The sequence below is a fragment of the Acinetobacter portensis genome (assembly GCF_009372215.1).
Taxonomy (GTDB): Bacteria; Pseudomonadota; Gammaproteobacteria; order Pseudomonadales; family Moraxellaceae; genus Acinetobacter; species Acinetobacter portensis.
In genome coordinates, this window is the sequence record NZ_LWRV01000096.1 from 1 (window position 1) to 18,318 (window position 18,318).

The 18,318-nt window shown below is 35.2% G+C and carries 17 protein-coding genes and 4 pseudogenes; 4 read left to right on the forward strand and 17 right to left on the reverse strand.

What is annotated here, in order from left to right; all coding sequences use genetic code 11:
* Nucleotides 1-18: 18 nt before the first annotated feature.
* The 3 genes and pseudogenes from A6M14_RS12040 to A6M14_RS12050 form a co-directional block, all read left to right on the forward strand.
* Nucleotides 19-753: pseudogene (locus A6M14_RS12040) on the forward strand (putative bifunctional diguanylate cyclase/phosphodiesterase); the annotation flags it as partial.
* 143 nt (nt 754-896) lie between these two features.
* Complete coding sequence (locus A6M14_RS12045) at nt 897-3,176, forward strand: NADP-dependent malic enzyme (RefSeq protein ID WP_152875341.1); 2,280 nt, start codon at nt 897-899, stop codon at nt 3,174-3,176.
* An 80-nt stretch (nt 3,177-3,256) separates the two neighbouring features.
* Nucleotides 3,257-4,489 (forward strand): multifunctional CCA addition/repair protein, encoded by a 1,233-nt coding sequence (locus tag A6M14_RS12050; protein ID WP_152875342.1) that lies wholly within the window; start codon nt 3,257-3,259, stop codon nt 4,487-4,489.
* A gap of 24 nt (nt 4,490-4,513) precedes the next feature.
* Here A6M14_RS12050 and A6M14_RS12055 read toward each other — a convergent pair whose 3' ends face one another.
* From A6M14_RS12055 to A6M14_RS12090, 8 genes are all read right to left on the reverse strand, one after another.
* The gene (locus tag A6M14_RS12055; RefSeq protein ID WP_152875343.1) at nt 4,514-5,635 is read right to left on the reverse strand and encodes an HNH endonuclease; all 1,122 of its coding nucleotides are present in this window, start codon (nt 5,633-5,635) and stop codon (nt 4,514-4,516) included.
* A gap of 89 nt (nt 5,636-5,724) precedes the next feature.
* Nucleotides 5,725-6,708 (reverse strand): EF-P lysine aminoacylase EpmA, encoded by a 984-nt coding sequence (epmA, locus tag A6M14_RS12060; protein ID WP_152875344.1) that lies wholly within the window; start codon nt 6,706-6,708, stop codon nt 5,725-5,727.
* Complete coding sequence (locus A6M14_RS12065; RefSeq protein WP_152875345.1) at nt 6,705-7,772, reverse strand: 4-phosphoerythronate dehydrogenase; 1,068 nt, start codon at nt 7,770-7,772, stop codon at nt 6,705-6,707. The genes epmA and A6M14_RS12065 overlap by 4 nt, the downstream gene beginning before the upstream one ends.
* An 81-nt stretch (nt 7,773-7,853) precedes the next feature.
* A complete protein-coding gene (locus A6M14_RS12070) occupies nt 7,854-8,720 on the reverse strand; it encodes a transporter substrate-binding domain-containing protein (protein ID WP_188110908.1) in 867 nt (288 codons plus the stop codon).
* Nucleotides 8,721-8,750: 30 nt separating this feature from the next.
* Nucleotides 8,751-9,602: a transporter substrate-binding domain-containing protein gene (locus tag A6M14_RS12075; protein WP_152875348.1), complete on the reverse strand. Its 852-nt coding sequence runs from the start codon at nt 9,600-9,602 to the stop codon at nt 8,751-8,753.
* Nucleotides 9,603-9,619: 17 nt separating this feature from the next.
* Complete coding sequence (locus A6M14_RS12080) at nt 9,620-10,351, reverse strand: amino acid ABC transporter ATP-binding protein (protein WP_152875350.1); 732 nt, start codon at nt 10,349-10,351, stop codon at nt 9,620-9,622.
* Between the two features lie 3 nt (nt 10,352-10,354).
* Nucleotides 10,355-11,020 carry an amino acid ABC transporter permease gene (locus A6M14_RS12085; protein WP_152875352.1) on the reverse strand — a complete coding sequence of 222 codons (666 nt, stop codon included), beginning with the start codon at nt 11,018-11,020 and terminating at the stop codon, nt 10,355-10,357.
* The gene (locus tag A6M14_RS12090) at nt 11,010-11,669 is read right to left on the reverse strand and encodes an amino acid ABC transporter permease (RefSeq protein ID WP_152875354.1); all 660 of its coding nucleotides are present in this window, start codon (nt 11,667-11,669) and stop codon (nt 11,010-11,012) included. Before A6M14_RS12090 ends, A6M14_RS12085 begins: the two co-directional genes overlap by 11 nt.
* 579 nt (nt 11,670-12,248) lie before the next feature.
* Between A6M14_RS12090 and A6M14_RS12095 the strand changes: the two are divergent.
* Nucleotides 12,249-13,517 (forward strand): annotated as a pseudogene (locus A6M14_RS12095) (phage integrase central domain-containing protein).
* Nucleotides 13,518-13,705: 188 nt separating this feature from the next.
* On the opposite strand, the gene A6M14_RS12100 reads toward A6M14_RS12095, so the two are convergent.
* The 9 genes and pseudogenes from A6M14_RS12100 to A6M14_RS14130 all read right to left on the reverse strand — a co-directional run.
* Nucleotides 13,706-14,077 carry a hypothetical protein gene (locus A6M14_RS12100; RefSeq protein WP_152875355.1) on the reverse strand — a complete coding sequence of 124 codons (372 nt, stop codon included), beginning with the start codon at nt 14,075-14,077 and terminating at the stop codon, nt 13,706-13,708.
* 23 nt (nt 14,078-14,100) lie between these two features.
* Nucleotides 14,101-14,247: pseudogene (locus A6M14_RS12105) on the reverse strand (IS256 family transposase); the annotation flags it as partial.
* A 92-nt stretch (nt 14,248-14,339) separates the two neighbouring features.
* The gene (locus A6M14_RS12110; RefSeq protein WP_152875356.1) at nt 14,340-14,771 is read right to left on the reverse strand and encodes a hypothetical protein; all 432 of its coding nucleotides are present in this window, start codon (nt 14,769-14,771) and stop codon (nt 14,340-14,342) included.
* Entirely contained in the window at nt 14,771-15,157 is a 387-nt protein-coding gene (locus A6M14_RS12115; RefSeq protein ID WP_152875357.1) for a hypothetical protein, read from the reverse strand. Before A6M14_RS12115 ends, A6M14_RS12110 begins: the two co-directional genes overlap by 1 nt.
* A 286-nt stretch (nt 15,158-15,443) precedes the next feature.
* Nucleotides 15,444-15,785: an immunity protein YezG family protein gene (locus tag A6M14_RS12120; protein ID WP_188110907.1), complete on the reverse strand. Its 342-nt coding sequence runs from the start codon at nt 15,783-15,785 to the stop codon at nt 15,444-15,446.
* Between the two features lie 235 nt (nt 15,786-16,020).
* Nucleotides 16,021-16,482: an SMI1/KNR4 family protein gene (locus A6M14_RS12125; RefSeq protein ID WP_152875361.1), complete on the reverse strand. Its 462-nt coding sequence runs from the start codon at nt 16,480-16,482 to the stop codon at nt 16,021-16,023.
* Nucleotide 16,483: 1 nt separating this feature from the next.
* Complete coding sequence (locus tag A6M14_RS12130) at nt 16,484-16,891, reverse strand: HNH endonuclease (protein WP_338325180.1); 408 nt, start codon at nt 16,889-16,891, stop codon at nt 16,484-16,486.
* A gap of 37 nt (nt 16,892-16,928) precedes the next feature.
* Nucleotides 16,929-17,300 (reverse strand): hypothetical protein, encoded by a 372-nt coding sequence (locus A6M14_RS12135; RefSeq protein WP_152875363.1) that lies wholly within the window; start codon nt 17,298-17,300, stop codon nt 16,929-16,931.
* A 48-nt stretch (nt 17,301-17,348) separates the two neighbouring features.
* Nucleotides 17,349-18,318: pseudogene (locus tag A6M14_RS14130) on the reverse strand (hypothetical protein); the annotation flags it as partial.

The following is an 18,318-nucleotide window of genomic DNA, read 5'->3' on the forward strand; positions in this document are numbered from 1 at the left end:
ATTCTGCTAGTCTAGAGCCTTGTTTATTATCAGCCAAAAGTTTATTTTTCAGATCATCATATTCAAGGTTTTGAAGCACTTGTTAGATGGCAACATCCAACCAAAGGCATTATTCCACCCAATATATTTATTCCTATTGCGGAACAAACTAGTCTCATATCTGAAATTGGTCAAATTGTCATTGCTAAAACAGCTAAACAAATTCAAATTTGGAAAACAATGGGATATGACAATATTCGCGTATCTTTCAATGTTGCTGCACAACAATTACATCGAGGTAACTTATTAAGCACTATTGATGAGGTAATGAATAAATATCAAATCTCTGGTCAAAACCTAGAACTAGAACTGACAGAGTCATCTTTACTTGAAAATTCATCTGCAATAAGAACGACCCTTAATGCCATTAGAGAGCGTAATATTCAAATTTCGCTTGATGATTTTGGAACAGGATATTCATCTTTATCTTATTTAACCGACTTTCCAATTGATATTTTAAAAATTGATAAAAGCTTTGTCTCTAAAATTGGTGAGCAAAAACAAGAAGCGGTCATTAGTGCTATTGTTGCCATGGGGAAAGCTATGGGAATGACTATTGTTGCTGAAGGAATTGAAACTCGTGAGCAACTGAATTTTTTAAATAAATTAGATTGTCATCTTGCGCAAGGTTACTTATTTTCTAAACCTTTAGCAGAAAATAATGCAACAGAATTTTTAAAATCAAACAGTACGTTAATACACCCCTCTATCTGATACAAACTCATACATGAAGCACTCAAGAATGCAGGAATTTTGAGCTTCTTTGTCTGTCCGAATAGATCAACTAATGGTATATTCCTAAAGGAAAGCACGTATCCGCTAGATGTACTAGCAATAATGTAACAAAAGAGATAAAGATGGACGATCAATCATTAAAGCAGCAGGCTTTGTATTACCACGAATTTCCTACTCCGGGAAAAATCAGCGTTACTCCAAGCAAACAACTCATTAACCAGCATGATTTAGCACTTGCTTATTCACCTGGTGTTGCTGCACCTTGCTTAGAAATCGAAAAAGATCCATCAAAAGCAGCTTTGTATACAGCTCGCGGAAACCTTGTAGCCGTTGTGAGTAACGGTACTGCAGTTTTAGGCTTAGGTAACATTGGACCTTTAGCATCTAAACCTGTTATGGAAGGTAAAGGTGTTCTTTTCAAAAAATTCGCAGGTGTAGATGTATTTGACATCGAAATTGCTGAAAATGATCCTGACAAAATTGTCGATATTGTTGCGGCATTAGAACCTACTTTTGGTGGTATTAACCTTGAAGATATCAAGGCACCAGAATGTTTCTATATTGAGCAAAAACTACGTGAACGCATGAATATTCCTGTGTTCCATGATGACCAACACGGTACATCTATTATTGTTGGTTCAGCATTATTAAATGCATTGCAATTGAATGGCAAAAAAATTGATGAAATCAAAATTGTTGCTTCAGGTGCAGGTGCTGCTGCCCTTTCTTGCTTGAACTTACTTTGTGCACTTGGTGCGAAGAAAGAGAACATCGTTGTTGCTGATTCACGTGGTCTATTAACGACTCAACGTCAAGGTCTTGATGAATCTAAAAAAGCATATGTACAAGATATTGAAGGCACACAACTTGCCGATGTAATGTCAGGTACAGACATGTTCTTAGGTCTTTCTGCTGCGGGTATCTTGACGCAAGATATGGTGAAGCAAATGGCGAAAGATCCAATCATCTTCGCTTTAGCAAACCCAGATCCTGAAATTTTACCTGAGCATGCACATGAAGCACGTTCTGATGTCATCATGGCAACAGGTCGTTCGGACTATCCAAACCAAGTAAACAACGCACTTTGTTTCCCATATATTTTCCGTGGTGCTTTAGATGTTGGCGCAACGACAATTAATGAAGAAATGAAAATTGCCTGTGTACATGCAATTGCCCGTATGGCACATGTTGAAGCAGATGCTGCATCTTATGGTGAAAAATCTGCATCATTTGGTCGTGATTACTTAATTCCACGCCCACTTGATCAACGCTTAATTCTTGAAATTGCACCTGCAATTGCACAAGCAGCAATGGATTCTGGTGTTGCAACACGTCCGATCGAAGACTTTGCACATTATCGTCAACGTTTGTCTGAGTTTGTTTATAACTCTGCATTCATGATGAAACCTATTTTTGCTCAAGCAAAAACAGATCCTAAGCGTATTGCTTATGCTGAAGGTGAAGATTTACGTGTTCTTCGTGCCGTTCAAATTGCTGTAGATGAAGGCTTAGCAACACCTATTCTTGTTGGTCGTACTGCGGTAATTGAAGCAAATATTAAGAAATTAGGCTTACGTCTTGAACACGGTGTGAACATCACTATCGTTGATCAAGAAAAAAATCCTGATTACGAAAAATTTGCAGACGATTACTACAGTATCATGCAACGCAAAGGTGTTACACCTGAATATGCACAGCGTGAAACTCGTCGTCGTTCTACACTTATTGCCGCAATGCTTGTTAAACACGGTTTAGCAGATGGTATGTTATGTGGTACTTATTCTAGCTATGACATTCACCTAGACTTCGTACGTAACATCATTGGTTTAAAAGAAGGTCGCAATAACTTCTTCACGCTGAATGCATTAATGCTTGAAGATCGTAATTTATTCATTGCAGATACTTATGTAAATACAAATCCTACTGCTGAACAACTTGCTGAAATGACTATTTTAGCGGCTGAAGAAGTACGTCGTTTTGGTATTACGCCACGTATCGCATTACTTTCGCATTCTAGCTTCGGTTCAGATCAAACTGATCCTAGCGCACAAAAAATGCGTAAAGTATTTGAAATTTTACAAGAAATTGCACCTGAACTTAATGTTGAAGGTGAAATGCACGGTGATGCTGCACTTGATGAAAATATTCGTCATTTTGCATTCCCGAACTCACGTTTCAAAGGTTCTGCAAACTTATTAATTATGCCTAACCTTGATGCAGCCAACATTTCATTCAACTTGTTGAAAGCAACTTCTGGTAATAATGTAACAATTGGCCCTATTCTTTTAGGTGCTGCAAAACCAGCGCATATTTTAACGCCAACAGCGACAACGCGTCGTGTGGTGAATATGACTGCTTTGACTGTTGCAGAAATTCAAGAAAACGAAAAAGAAGCACTATAATCTGTCTGTAAAGACAGCTTTTTAGACTTGAGAAAACCTCTATTCTGTTGCATGATGGCTTCAAGAATAGAGGTTTTTTCATGCAAGTTTATTTAGTAGGCGGTGCTGTTCGAGATCATTTACTCGGTTACCCCTATCACGAAAAAGATTATGTCGTTGTTGGTGCAACGCCTGAACAACTTATCGCCTCGGGCTATCAACCTGTAGGTAAAGATTTTCCTGTTTTTTTACATCCAGATACTAAAGATGAATATGCCTTAGCCCGTACAGAACGCAAGTCTGGACATGGTTATCATGGCTTTTCTTTTTATACAGACCCAAGTGTCACACTCGAAGAAGATTTAATTCGTCGTGATTTAACCATTAATGCGATTGCAATGGATGATGACGGTAAAATCTACGATCCTTATAATGGTCAAAAAGATTTAGACCATAAAATTTTACGCCATGTATCGAATGCATTTATTGAAGATCCTTTGCGTGTACTTCGTATTGCGCGTTTTGCTGCACGTTATAAAGCCTTAGGTTTTAGCGTTGCACCTGAAACATTAGCACTGATGCAACAACTTGCAGAATCGGGTGAATTAGAAGCATTAACCACTGAACGCGTATGGAAAGAAACATCTCGTGCACTTATGGAAAATCATGCAGATGAATACTTTGAAGTATTGCGTAAATGTGGTGCTTTAAAGGTTCTATTTCCCGAAATAGATGCGCTTTACGGTATTCCGCAGCGCCCTGAATATCATCCTGAAATTGATTGTGGTATTCACACCATGATGTCTTTACAGCAAGCGTGTAAAGCAAATTATAGCCTAGATGTTCGCTTTGCTGTTTTGGTTCACGACTTAGGTAAAGCACTTACACCTAAAGATGAATTACCACGTCATATCATGCATGAAGAACGTGGCGTTAAACCTGTCACTGAAGTCTGTGATCGTTTAAAAGTTCCAACAAATACCAAGCAACTTGCACTTGCTGTTTGCAAAGAGCACTTGAAGTGCCATCAGGCTTTAACTTTAAAACCTGGGACTTTGTGGCGTTTACTACAGCGTTTAGATGTTCTTCGTAGACCTGAACGTGTTGAAGCTTTTGTTCAAGCATGTGAATGTGATTCACGAGGTCGTTTAGGTTTAGAAAACCGTGAATATCCGCAATCTAAATATATTTTCGATGCCATTCAAGTGGTTCGTAATATTAAAGCGCAAGATTTACCTGCCGATGTTAAAGGCCAAGAAATTGGTGAGATGTTAATTGAACGTCGTATTCAAGCCATTGCTGAACTTAAACATCAATATGCAGAAAAAGCATAAATAAAAAGCCCCGATTGGGGCTTTTTATTTATTCAAAACGTTTCTTTCGATATATGGCTGTAAATATTCAATAATTTTTAATGAAATATTATTAGCATTCTCTTCTTCTGATTTTGACGAGTCATGGGATTTTTGACCATGCTCCAATGCTTTTTTCATTACCCGCTTAAATTCACGCTCTTGAGAAAAAGCAATAGCTCTTTTCATTATTGCTCCAATAGCACTTTTATAATTTTCTATATCGTACTTTTCATAATTATAAATTTTTTGAATATCCTCATTGGAAAAATTTAATTTAATTTTTAAGTTGAGTAACTGCCCCTTCATTGGATCAATAGCATAAACAGCTTCTTTAGTTACACCTTGATAATTATCTGATAATGAAAGTACCATTCTCATGAAACCAAAATACTCAACATATCCTAGAATCTTTTTAGTTCTACTATCTGCTTGTATTTTAATACAATGCAAAGGACTCCCTACTTCCCTATTTTCAACTAAATCCGTTTCATAATAATAACCAAAGCATGCCTCTCCATTATTAATAAGATAATTTATTGCGGTCTCACATTCAAATGGATTTATCCCTGCATCAAATGCCAAAGCAAGCGCTGTTTTTATCACTGATCGTCCTGCTTTTTCCCCACCAAAACTTATACTATGTCCAATAGGTTCACTTAAATATGAATCCTTTATTACTATTTCATTTTTTATAGATTCTATATTGCTATCCAATAAATTATGCTTTTTGGCAACGCTTTTTAAAATTTTCACTGCTTCTTTTTCAGTTCGAGCCTGAATAGAAATTTTAATTTTTTTATCTTCTGATACTTGTGTAAAAAATTTTGGTCTCAACAACTGGAAAGTACCATCATTGAATTGAATATACTCTTCTCCACTCAATGTTTTCACTTTTAAAGGTGCAACTTCTCCTCGCTGTCTTTCAATCCCAAACATTGTACAAAATGGAGCCAATTGTTTAAAGAGCTCAGAATCCCATGTTGTGCCAGTAAAATTATTACAATCATCACAAATGAAATTTTTTACAACTTTCCTTCCCCCAATAGAATTAGGAATAATATGCTCTCTTGAATTGTTTTCTAGTCCAATTAAATCATCACAAATAAAACATTTATTTACTAACATTCTCACCCCAAATGTTTGTTAATTATTTATTTTAATACTTTGTATTTCAAATAAATGCCTAATCTCTTTGATTAGGCATTTAAAATTTATTAAGACACATCCGCGGGGAATGTAATCACTTTTTCAAGCTTCATTTGCTCAGTTGCAACCATCAATAACCGATCCACCCCTAAAGCAATACCCGAACATTCAGACATATTCGGCAATGCTGCAAGCAGATATTCATCAATTGGCATGACATGTAAACCTAGCCTCGCTCTCTCTTCGTTATCCGCCACAAAACGTGAACGAAGTACATCTGCATCAATGAGTTCATCATAAGCATTGGCAAGCTCTAAACCTTCAATATAAAGCTCAAAACGTGCTGCAACCAACTCACCATCTTCATCTACTTTGGTTTTTGCGAGTGATGCAAGTTCAGGCGGAAAATCAGCTAAAAAAACAGGCGTATCAAAACCTAAACTTGGCTCTACAAAATGCGAGAAAAGTAAATCGATATAACCTAATCGATCATCACCTAAATCTAGATTTAATCCCACACGATTACAGCAATCTTTCAGTTCTTTCAAACTGGCTTGCAATGGGTTTAAATCTAGACGATCCATAAAAGCATGCTTATAACTTAAGATGGTTGGACGAACTTCACCAAAGCGCTGTTTCAAAGTCACGTTTAACAAATCGGTTACTTCGAACATCAGCTCTTTTAAGCTCATATTCGGACGGTACCATTCCAACATGGTAAATTCGCTATTATGTTTACGCCCATGTTCATCATCACGGAAAACTTTGCAAATTTGGTAAATTGAACCCACGCCACTTGCCAATAAACGCTTCATGGCAAATTCAGGCGAAGTTTGTAAATAATGCGTTTGCTTTTTGCCATTTACATGACGCTGTGCTTGCACAGAAGACAAATAAACATCGGTCACACCTGCTTGCGATAAAATAGGGGTTTCCACTTCCAAAACTTCACGTTCATCAAAAAATTGGCGAATTTGTGAATACATTTTTGCACGCGCACGAATTGCCTGAATATCACAAGTCGGTTGATATTGAAGGTTTAACTGACTCATGCTTTTGGTCCTCCATGTGCCGCCCATTCACGGCGTAGCGGATACGTTTTTCTTAAATAATCAAATGCTTTTTGCTCAACCTTTCCATCTTTTAAACATGCACGTAAATTTTTATCATCACGTGAAATATCATAAATTTCTGTAAGATGTTGAATCAGCACTTCTTTCAAATTTTCATCTTTAAAGAATTGCTCACACGCAGGAAGCTGTGTTTCAAACTTTTTATTTGGCGTATATTGAAATTCTTCACAAAAAGCATCGTAAATCATTTGCGTACCACGTGCCTTGCCTTCCAAGCTATAGCCTGCAATATGTGGTGTAACCAAAGTAATTAAATCTAATAATTCTTCTGAGATTTCAGGTTCATGTTCAAATACATCTAACACCACTTTTCGTTGTGTATTTTGAATATCTTCAATTAATGCAGTTTCTTCAACCACAGGCCCACGTGCAGAATTAATTAAAATCGTGCTCGATTTCATCTGCGACAAAGCATATTGATTAATTAAATGATAAGTTGGATGTTCACCATATTGAGTCAAAGGCACGTGAATAGAAATGGCATCAGCTTGTGTTAATAAGGTATTTAAATCGATTTGATTAACATGATCACGATTCACAAAAGGGTCTGAACCAATTACATTCCAACCCAATAATTTTGCCATAACAGCCAAACGCGAGCCAACATTGCCTAATCCAATAATCCCTAAAGTAAAGGTTTCATTGGCATGAATAAGTTCAGGTTGTAATTTTAATAATGCGGTAATGACATATTCAGCGACAGCTTGAGCATTGCACCCTGCTGCATTTGACCATGTAATGCCTTGTTGTTCGATTAGCGGAATATCGAGATGATCTGTACCAATAGTCGCACTTCCAACGAATTTCAGTGCTGTATTGTAAATAAGGTCTTGATTCACTTGAGTGACTGAACGCACCAATAAAGCTTCTGCATCTTTCACATCTGCATGTGTCAAAGTACGTCCAGCTTTGTGTTGAATATCACCAAACTCTGAAAAGAAATATTCGGTGAATGCCAGATTTTCATCTGCAACGATTTTCATAATGCATTCCAATTCTGTAATGCCATTATGATAACGCTTGGATATTACATTGACCATGCCATACCCAAGCATTCAATAAAATTACTCGACTAATAAATCTTTCGGATTAATTGTGTCGCCATAAACAGGTTTTAAAGTTTTTTCATAAGCTTGCTGAATAACACCCTCTTTTGAAAGTTTCTCTAAATCTTTGTTTAACCAATCTAGCAATTCTTTATTACCCTTTTTAACCGCAGGTGCAATTAAATCGTGCTCGCCAAGGCTTGTAATACCTACAGTATAGTTAGGATTTTCTTTCGCCCAAGCCAATACAAGTAAGTTGTCATGCGCTAAAGCAACGCCACGTTTATCTTTTAAAGCATCAAAAGTTTCGGTGTTTTGCTCATATTTTTGTAGCTTGATTTCTTTATGCTGTTTGCTAAAGAATGAATCTGCTGTTGTACCTTTATTGACCAATAAAACTTTATCTTTCAACTGAGCAATATCGGTAATTGGTGCATCTTTAGGTGAAACTACACCCAAAGCTACTTTTAAATACGGCTTAGAAAAATCGACCACTTCTTTACGTTCTGGCGTTACCGTAAAGTTAGCGAAAATAATATCGACTTTATTGGCTTTAAGATATTCAACACGGTTTGCGGCTTCTGTTAAAACAAATTCAACCTTGTTTTCATCACCCAATAAATCTTTGGCAACATGTTTCGCAATTTCAACATCGAAACCTTGGTTTTTACCTTTTTCATCTAAATAGCCAAATGGTGGTTTATCGCTAAATACACCAATTCGCACTACGCCATTCTTTTTAATCTGCTCAATACTTGATGTTGCAGATTGATCTTGTGCAGTTTCTTTTTTTGTTTCTGAGTTTTGACCACAAGCTGCCAAACCTAAGCCTAAGAGTGAAACTGCAAATAATTTTTTTACATGAGCAAATGTTGTCATTGTTATCCCCTCTGGATATTTTTATTACAGCGTTAATTATTTTCCTTCTACATCTAAGAAAATTTTCGAATCAACTTTTCCACCATAAATTGGCTTTAAAGTTTCATCATAAATTTTCTGAATTTCACCCCTCTTACGAAGTTGTTTAATTTCAGTATTCAACCAATTTAGCAATTCAACATTACCTTTGCGTACAGCTGGTGCAATGAAGTCTTCATTACCAATTTGTGGAATACCTACAACGTAGCCCGGGTTTTGTGCAGCCCATGCAAGTGCATAAGTGCTGTCTTGTGAGATTGCATCGCCACGACCATCTTTTAGCGCATTGAATGCATCTGTATTTTGTTCAAATTTAAGGAGCTTAACTTTTGGATAATTCTTTGTGAAATAACTGTCAGAACTTGAACCTTTATTCACAATGAGTGTTTTATTTTCTAAGTCTGCAACAGAGTTAATAGGATTTTTTTGAGATGATGCAATCCCTAAAGATGCTTTTAGATACGGTTCAGCAAAATCAACAACTTCTTTACGTTCTGGCGTAACAGAAAAACTCGCAAGTACAACATCGACTTTATCTGACTTTAAAAATTCAACGCGGTTCGCTGCTTCAGTCACCACATATTCAATTTTGTTTTCATCGCCCAAAAGATCTTTGGCAATATGTTTTGCTATAGCAATATCAAAACCTTGGTTTTTACCCTGACTATCGACATAACCAAATGGAGGATTATCGGCAAATACACCAACACGAATCACATCGTTCTTTTTAATTTGTTCAATAGAAGATGTTTGATCATTTTGCGAATTTGTCTTGTCACCACAAGCCGTTAGACCAATGGCAGAAAGCGTTAAACCTGTAGCCAAAATGAGAGATTTTTTAGAAATCATTTTGTTTTCCTATTTTATTAATAACTTAAGATGTTTAAGAAAGCCTTTGCACGTTCCGTTTGAGGCTGTTTAAAAAATACGTCTGGTGTTGCTTCCTCAATAATGTTGCCTTTATCCATGAAGATAATTCGGTCTGCAACTTTCTGAGCAAAGCCCATTTCATGCGTCACAATCAACATGGTCATACCTTCATTGGCAAGCCCTAGAACTACATCTAACACTTCACGTACCATTTCAGGGTCAAGTGCTGCGGTAATTTCATCCATCAACATGACTTTGGGTTGCATCACCAATGAACGAACAATAGCAATACGTTGCTTTTGCCCACCCGATAAATTACGTGGATAATCTAGCTTTCGATCAAACAAGCCCACACGTTTCAATAATGCATCGGCAACTTTTTCTGCTTCTGCTCTCTCACGTTTTTGTGCTTTTAGTGGCCCAAGTAAAATGTTATCAATCACGTTCATATGACCAAATAATTCGTAGTTCTGAAACACCATGCCTACGTCTTGACGGACTTTAGTCCATTCAACATCTTGACCTAAAACACCTCGACCTTCTAAACGGATTTCACCTGCTTGAATCTCTTCCAAACCATTAATACAGCGCAATAAAGTACTTTTACCGCAACCTGATGGTCCAAGAATCACCACCACTTCACCTTGCGCTACATTGAGGTTAATGCCTTTTAAAATTTGGGTATCAGCAAAGGATTTTTTTAAATCTTTAATTTCTAATAACGACATGGCTTATTCCCAAACTTTTTCTAAATAACGTGATGCAAGAGATAACGGATAACAAATAATGAAATATAGAATAAAAATTAATCCATAAATCCAAAGTGATGCATTTGGTACCGTAAGTAACGAGTTTTCAATAATCTGCTGACCCACTTTTAAAACTTCAACTACACCAATTAATACCGCTAAAGAACTGGTTTTCACCATACGGGTAAACAAGTTAATAACCCCAGGTGTAATGCGTTTTAAACTTTGTGGAAAAACCACTTGAGTCAATACTTGAACTTCGTTTAAACCTAAAGCAAAAGCTGAATCTCTCTGGTGCTTGTCGATAGAGCTAATACCTGCGCGGACTAAATCGCCCATTTCTGCTGTGCCCCAAAGCACAAAAACAAAAATACAAACCCAAAAAGATGAGAACTGCCAGTTAAACCATGTTGCAAAACCAAAATAGAAAACAAACAGTAAAACCAAAATTGGAATTACACGAATGGCTTCTAAATAAATACGGCATAACACTTTAATAAATGGATTTTTTGACGTCATGATGACACCAAAAATTGCACCCAGTATTGCCGATAAAACCACAGAAATAATGGCAATTTGAATGGTTTGCCAAAGTCCTAAAAATAAGCGCTCTAGATGGCTAGGCTGAAATAAATACTCAATTCCCATGGCTCACCTTTCTACTTCTATATTCCAAATAGCTTGTGAGTGCAGACACAGGTAAAAGAATAATTAAATATGCACAAATCAATAAAAATAAGGCTTCTGTGGTTTTGTAATCCATACCAATTAAATCTTTGGTCACGAAAAGCAATTCAACAATAGCAATGGCACTGAGTACTGAACTTTCTTTAATTAAAAACAAACAGTTCGCACCAATTGCAGGAATAGAAACTGCCATTGCCTGAGGTAAACTTACATAACGGAAAATTTGGATTGGGTTTAAACCAACACTTTTTGCTGAATCTATTTGCCCTTTAGAAACGGACTGTAAACCTGCGCGAAATACTTCAGCCATATAACTTCCACCTAAGAAAGTAAGACCGATAATCCCACAAGTAAAACCATCTATTTTAATGCCAATTTTAGGTAAGCCATAATAGAGAAAGAAAAGCTGAATCAGCAGTGGAGTATTTCTCGACAATTCGATATAACAAGCAACAAGCTTGTCTAAAATAAAAAATTTATAGGTCAAAATAATGCTAGAAATAAGACCTACAATAATGGAGAGAAAAATACTGATAACAGAAATTTCTAGCGTAGTTAGGGTTGCCGCATAAAATTGGGGCCAAACGCTTTGTATATAAAGCCAGTCCAAAGAAAACATCCACAAATCGATTTAAAGTAGTGTTCAACCTTGATTAAACGCTTTTATTTTATTTTGATAACAACATCACTAAAACCATTTTTTATTAATAAGCTTTTCTAAATTTCCTATTTAGAATGGCTAATTTTTGACAATTAAAAATATAAACCTCGATGTATTTATAAACTATTATTTTTTACACTTATTAAAAAAATTATTTTTATTCTTTTTAAACAAATATTTAAGAAAAATAAGGTCAGTATAAGACACAAGAATATTGTCAAGTAATCTTATGTTTTCCTGTTTTTCAACATAACTAACGCTATGATCCTTATGCAATGAATTGAATAAGAACCTTCAGTAATCTCCTTCAACTTTTTATATGGCTTCTAATTAAGACAAAATTAAAATCAAAAAAAGACCCTTGATTTCTCAAGGGTCTTTTCGAATTTGGCGGAAGCGGTGTCCTCATAACATCCATCCAAAGACATCCAACTTAATTTAATATAAATTTATTATCCAATGACTTAACCCTATACCATCTTGTTATTTCCAATAATACATGTGGGTTATTATGTGGGACACAACGAGTTGCCAAAAAAAGCTAAAGAACTCTCCGCTTTATCTGTATCTAAAATAAAATCTAATGGTCGCCATGCTGTTGGCGGTGTGGATGGATTACATTTACGCATCATCAATAACTCGCGTGCTTAGGTTTTACATGTGGTTGTTGAAATACGTGCTGATGAATTTGGCAAAGTGACTTCTCATCGTCGTGATATTGGCTTAGGTTCATATCCTGAAGTTTCTTTAGCTGAAGCTAGGGAACGAGCACGTGAATTAAAAATGAAAATTCGCAGTGGCATTGATCCTATTCAGCAAAAACAAGAAAAATTTAATATGTTAGCTATCGCTAAACATCGTGAAAAAACTTTTTCTGAATGTGCTCAAATTGTAATTAACAATAAAGCACGTGAATTAAAAAATGAAAAACATATTAATCAATGGGCAACGACTTTAGAAACTTATGTATATCCATTTTTAGGTGACCGTATTATTGGTTCGATTACAAAAATAGATATTGCTAGCGTACTTGAACCTATATGGCAGGAAAAGAATGAAACTGCTAAACGGCTCAGGGGTCGTATAGAAACTATTTTTGATTATGCCAAGGCTATGGAATATTTCTCAGGAGATAACCCTGCTCTATGGAAAGGTAATTTAGAACCTATTCTCGGGAATTTAAAACAAGTTTCACGTCCTCACCCATCTTTGCCTTATGAAGATATATCGTCATTTATGAAGCATCTTAGACAAAAAGATGGAATATCTCCTAAAGCCCTCGAATTTGTTATTTTAACAGCGTATCGATCTGGCGAAGTTTTTGGTGCAACTTGGAATGAAATTGATTTTGAAAATTGTGTTTGGACTATCCCCAAAGAACGAATGAAATCCAATAAGGAACATCGTGTTCCTTTAGCTGATGAAGCTATTGTTTTATTAAAGTCTATTCAAACTTTGCATCAAAATTCTCAATTCATCTTTCCTGCTCCAAGAAATGGAGGCATGTTATCTGATATGGCTTTAACGACTTTGATTAAACGTATGCATCAGCAGAAACTGAATGAATCGAGCTTAGGCTATATAGACCCAAAACAAAACCGTGTAATTACTACACATGGTTTTCGGTCTACATTCCGAGATTGGTCTGCCGACCTAACAAATTATCCTAGAGAAGTTTGTGAACATGTATTAGCTCATAAGCTACCAGATGATGTCGAAGCAGCGTATTTACGTGGGGCTTATTTAGAGAAGCGTAAAAGCCTAATGGCTGATTGGGCTAGGTTTTGTAATAGTTAATTGCTTATTAATAAAACGGCAAAATACTAGACTCAGCTCTGTTAGGGAGCTGAGTCTAGTATTTTATATAAATTTCCTTGGTATAATTCACCAACCGTTATTTTACCTTAGATGGATTTACCATAAATCATAAACTAACAATTTTTAATATTTATAAAGATATCATTCTAGATCAAATAAAGTACTACCTAGATTAATATTAAAAATATCCAACTACCAATAACATTGATATAAACAAAAAAATACCATCTAGAGTTAAGTAGATTTAATCTAGATAAAAAACTAAGCATCCAGAAAAATATATTTAAAACAGCACATATACAAAAAAAAGTAAGCATCCAATCAAAGTTATTCCATATATCTAATACATCGTTATAGCGATGAACTAATAATTCTATATTAAATAATAATGGGAACAATCCAATTAGAATATTCCAATTCAAGAGTTTTTCTCTTTTCTCTTTTAATTTCCAACCCAGTATCGCGACAATACTCTGAAAAATAAATAGATATAGAGAAACTAACAATAGACCACCTGGATTTCCAAAACCACTCATCATTTTGCAATTCCACATCCTGTTCCATAGCCTAAATGTTCAGAAAGTTCAGTATTAAGAGCAGTTTCTATCATGAACTTTTTAAATATAGCTGTCATTTGGTTTAAATCTTTAGGAGTTTTTAAACCTTTAGCTAACTCAGTAGCCATATTTCTGATTGTAGTTTCATCCATGTGGAGTACCTCTTTTTATTATCCTTAGTAGGATAAATGAAAATTAAGTACAGTCTCGAGAAACTTCATTTAATCCTTAATGCAATAAAACCTCAGTTCAAACCTAAAGTTATTTGTTTTAATTCATCATTAACATCAAACTCAAAATGAATATATTTATTCTCATAAACTTCGTATTTAATCCATTGATTTCCAGATAAATTAGGACTACCCAGTAATTTAATAACGTCTAAAGCATTCGAATAAATATTAATCCCTTCTATTAATGAATCAACACTTGAGTATGATTTATATTGATCATTAGATTTTATAAAGAAAAAAATTCCAGATAATTTTTTCTTTTCGAACAAATATTCAATACCGCTTTCAAAAAATTTATAATATGAACTATCTTCAAAATCCGATTCACAGTATTCAAAATTAGTTCCTATCAAAATTATTGACTCTAACATTTTATCATCACCTTGCATTAGGCCAAGGTTATTTATAAACGTATAGATTCCTCCATTAATGCGCTTGTCCACTAATTAATTCCTCTATGTTTATTTCGTTCTATTATCTTTAAAAAGGCTTCGTCTATAGCTTTTTCACTATGCCCTCTCTCCATTAGATTTTTACGTAAAACATCAATATCACAACTTTGAGCTTTACATAAATCTGAAGCATCTGTTGCTATTTGCTCAGATGTATTTTTACCAGAATGTGTTCTACCAGCTTTGTGTGTATCCTTTGAAATCTCAATAACAGTCGCATCATTATATAAATCTTTAGCTTCTTTGTCTGTTAACTTACGTCCCAACCTTATTTCTTCCGCTTTTTTTAATGCCGCAAAAGATGGAATATGGTCATGTTCTAAACCATCACCTACTTGTGCTCTCGCCTTTAAATCTTTATATGATCCAACTTCCAATTCTTTTACTGGATCTTTTCCTACACCAGCTGTACTAACATCAACATCTTTCCCATCAATTTTAGTGGTATTTGATTTTCCTACTGCTGTTCCACCAGCGCCACCTAAAATAATACTCGATGCAATACCTACACCATCTTTAGTCCATTCAAGCTGATCTACTAATTGTTTTGCTGTTTCATTCCCTGAGTGATTAATTAAGTTCTTATTATTTGGCTAATACTATCAACTAAAAACCCACCTAAAATTAAGTGGGTTTTAATCGCGAACTTATTTTTATAAAAGATCACACTCTAAATTGATCCATACAAGATTGTATTTCATATATAAATTGAGTTTTAGCTTGACCTGTTTCATCAATTGTCAAAATAAATTTTCTCCAGTCCCCACCAGTATGAGACTGCATTTCATTATGTAACTTTTTACATAACTCTTGAGCTTTATTGCTAATTTTGTCAAAATCATTAGGGCTATAATTCTGTTGATTCTTCTCATACCAAACTGAAAAAGAATTCCACTGTTCCTCTGGATTAAACTTATATTCCAAATGAGCTGAATCATATTTAATCTCTGTTGAAAAATGCAAAATACGGCTTAACTCATTTAATATTTCTAGCTGCTTATCCACTTTACTTTCCTCCACCAGCAGTATTCACAAAGATTTCTTTTGTTGGTTTTCCATTGATAAAAAAGGTAACTCCTAATTTATCTGGTCGTACCGAACTCAGATCATTACATGTAAATTTAACAGTCACATCATCAACACTTTATAATTTTTGATGATATAAGTTTAATATAGACAGCTAGAATGTCATATGCATAAGAAGCCCACGTTAGGAAACTAGGACCTTTTATTAATAAAATTATTCATGCAACATATTCATAAAGTCATCAAAATTTTCTGCAACTTTTATAATACGCATTTTCAAATTTCCATTTTCATCTTCAACATAATCATCATGATAAACTATTACTATCGGTGGATTATCAGTTTCAGGATTCTGACTATAATCAAATCCAATATAATCACCATTACCAACTGCACCGAAATTTACAATATCTTTCGAGGCATCATATAAGTTTTGTAACTTTGAAATTATACTTGCCCCTATGAAGTATCCAAAAGTCAAAAAAGAAAATGAGGCCTCATCTATTTTAGTTCCATCAAAATAATCAAACCAACTTTCAACAAAATTTAACCCATTATGTTTACCTACTAATTCTTTATATTTTGTAGGAAAGGTAATACTCCTTGATTTCTCAAATTCTTCAATAACTCTGATATCTACACTTCCATAGTCAGAAATCACAGTTATATCATTCATGTTATTTACCTCCACTTAATGAACCTTGTCCAATATGTAAAGCAGCATTATGAACATCTTCAGGTATTAGCTGCATATTATTTGGAGACGATTGAGCATTATGATGCCAAGTATAGCCATCTATTTGGCCTGATCCTGCTTTAATTTGCTTCAGTTGAGTCGGTGTAAAGCTTTCTGTACTAATTTTTCCTGCATTAATTGCATCTCTCAAATCTTTTGTGGCTTGGGACATTTGTCTTCTATATGAGACGGATGTATCTATTTTTGTTATATATTTAGCATGATCATCAAATATAGGTAATCCTCTAGAGTCATATGAAATATTTGCATCCTTAGTTACACCAGTAAGAGGATCTTTATACTGAACTTTTACCGCTTTATTTCCATAATTATCATAGACAACCTTTATACCTTTTTCTTGGTTTGAATTTACACGCTGATAGGGATCATTTACTACTGCTGCTCCACCAGCACCCCCCTAAAATAATACTCGATGCAACACCTACACCATCTTTAGTCCATTCAAGCTGATCTACTAATTGTTTTGCTGTTTCATTCCCTGATTGATTAATTAAGTTCTTATTCGCTAGTGTATTTTCTACTGTTTCAGCATCGGTATTTAATAAATAGGCAACACCCTCTGTTTTTAAACGATCTGTTATCTTAGCTATTTCATCTCCAAAAATTCGATCTATCACCTCTGATTTCACTAAATTGGCAGGACCTCCTAACACTAAGCTTAAAGAAAGTCCAACATGCTCAGGATTAATATTACTATCCGCAATTCGTTGATCTACTTTCTGCTTAATTTGCCCCATTTGAGTGACAGCATCTATGACAATATTAGATGTCTTATCAATATCAAGTTACTCTTGACCAAATTTAGCCTGCCCATCTTTAGCACCGGGAACAATAATTCCATTAGAAGCTTGGACCTTAATAGTCTCTAAAATGAATGTTCGAATACCATTTTCATCAATAACTCCTGATTCAGATTGATTCACTAAATTATTCGCTTGCTCTTGCGAAAGACCTTGGCTCATCAGCGCTACAATCGCTTGATTTTTGATTGTGTTCAACTCATTGACTGCTTTGATCCCTGCTAAAATATTAGGATCATTCATCATCAACTCAAAGTCTTTCGGCTCTCCTCCTTTTTTAATATATTCCGCATAATTATCAGCAAGAGTTTCTCCTCCAGCTCTCATCTCTGCTGGCATTTTGTACAATTGCGCTTCAATATTATTAAGCGTTTGTAAAACCTTATCTTTGTATTCACCATCTGGTAATGATTGTGCTAAGTTTTCTGCACTTTGACGGAGGTTTTCAGGTAAATCTTTTATTTGTTTTTGTATTTCCTGACGCCCATCTTCCGTCAATAAACGATGATCTACCGTCACTGAACCATCTAACATCCCTGTCGTTTGGTCTCGGGTGATTTCTTGCGTATTGTTAATGTCTCTATTGGTGCTATCCGTTGCATTTTTTACAGTGCCTTGACCCAGTGTTGCCTTGGTCAATTGTTCTGTTTCTTGCCCACTACTATTTAATCCAATCGTCGTTGAACCATTTGGATATTTAGATTTTTGACCCTCTTTTTCTTGGGTGGTTTTTCCTATTGTCGTCGACACATTAAAACCACTGCTACTGTTGTAGTTGTGATCTTCGATATCTTTGAGTTCAAGCTCGCCTGAGTAATTCAGTTTGCCATGATCGGTCAATGTGCCATCTGTATTTTTCGTTGCATTGGCAATCACACCGCCAATATTGGTGACCTTCTTCACATCCATTGCATCAAGATCTGCATCGTTTTGGGCATTACCAATCAGGAGTTTG

Bases quoted from the DNA above. Each gene is read 5' to 3' on its own strand.
- A6M14_RS12045 (WP_152875341.1), top strand. From the start codon at position 897: ATGGACGATCAATCATTAAAGCAGCAGGCTTTGTATTACCACGAATTT.
- A6M14_RS12085 (WP_152875352.1), bottom strand. From the start codon at position 11,020: ATGGGAATTGAGTATTTATTTCAGCCTAGCCATCTAGAGCGCTTATTT.
- A6M14_RS12135 (WP_152875363.1), bottom strand. From the start codon at position 17,300: ATGGGGCAAATTAAGCAGAAAGTAGATCAACGAATTGCGGATAGTAAT.
- A6M14_RS12050 (WP_152875342.1), top strand. From the start codon at position 3,257: ATGCAAGTTTATTTAGTAGGCGGTGCTGTTCGAGATCATTTACTCGGT.
- A6M14_RS12125 (WP_152875361.1), bottom strand. From the start codon at position 16,482: ATGAATGATATAACTGTGATTTCTGACTATGGAAGTGTAGATATCAGA.
- epmA (WP_152875344.1), bottom strand. From the start codon at position 6,708: ATGAGTCAGTTAAACCTTCAATATCAACCGACTTGTGATATTCAGGCA.
- A6M14_RS12100 (WP_152875355.1), bottom strand. From the start codon at position 14,077: ATGATGAGTGGTTTTGGAAATCCAGGTGGTCTATTGTTAGTTTCTCTA.
- A6M14_RS12065 (WP_152875345.1), bottom strand. From the start codon at position 7,772: ATGAAAATCGTTGCAGATGAAAATCTGGCATTCACCGAATATTTCTTT.
- A6M14_RS12080 (WP_152875350.1), bottom strand. From the start codon at position 10,351: ATGTCGTTATTAGAAATTAAAGATTTAAAAAAATCCTTTGCTGATACC.
- A6M14_RS12075 (WP_152875348.1), bottom strand. From the start codon at position 9,602: ATGATTTCTAAAAAATCTCTCATTTTGGCTACAGGTTTAACGCTTTCT.
- A6M14_RS12055 (WP_152875343.1), bottom strand. From the start codon at position 5,635: ATGTTAGTAAATAAATGTTTTATTTGTGATGATTTAATTGGACTAGAA.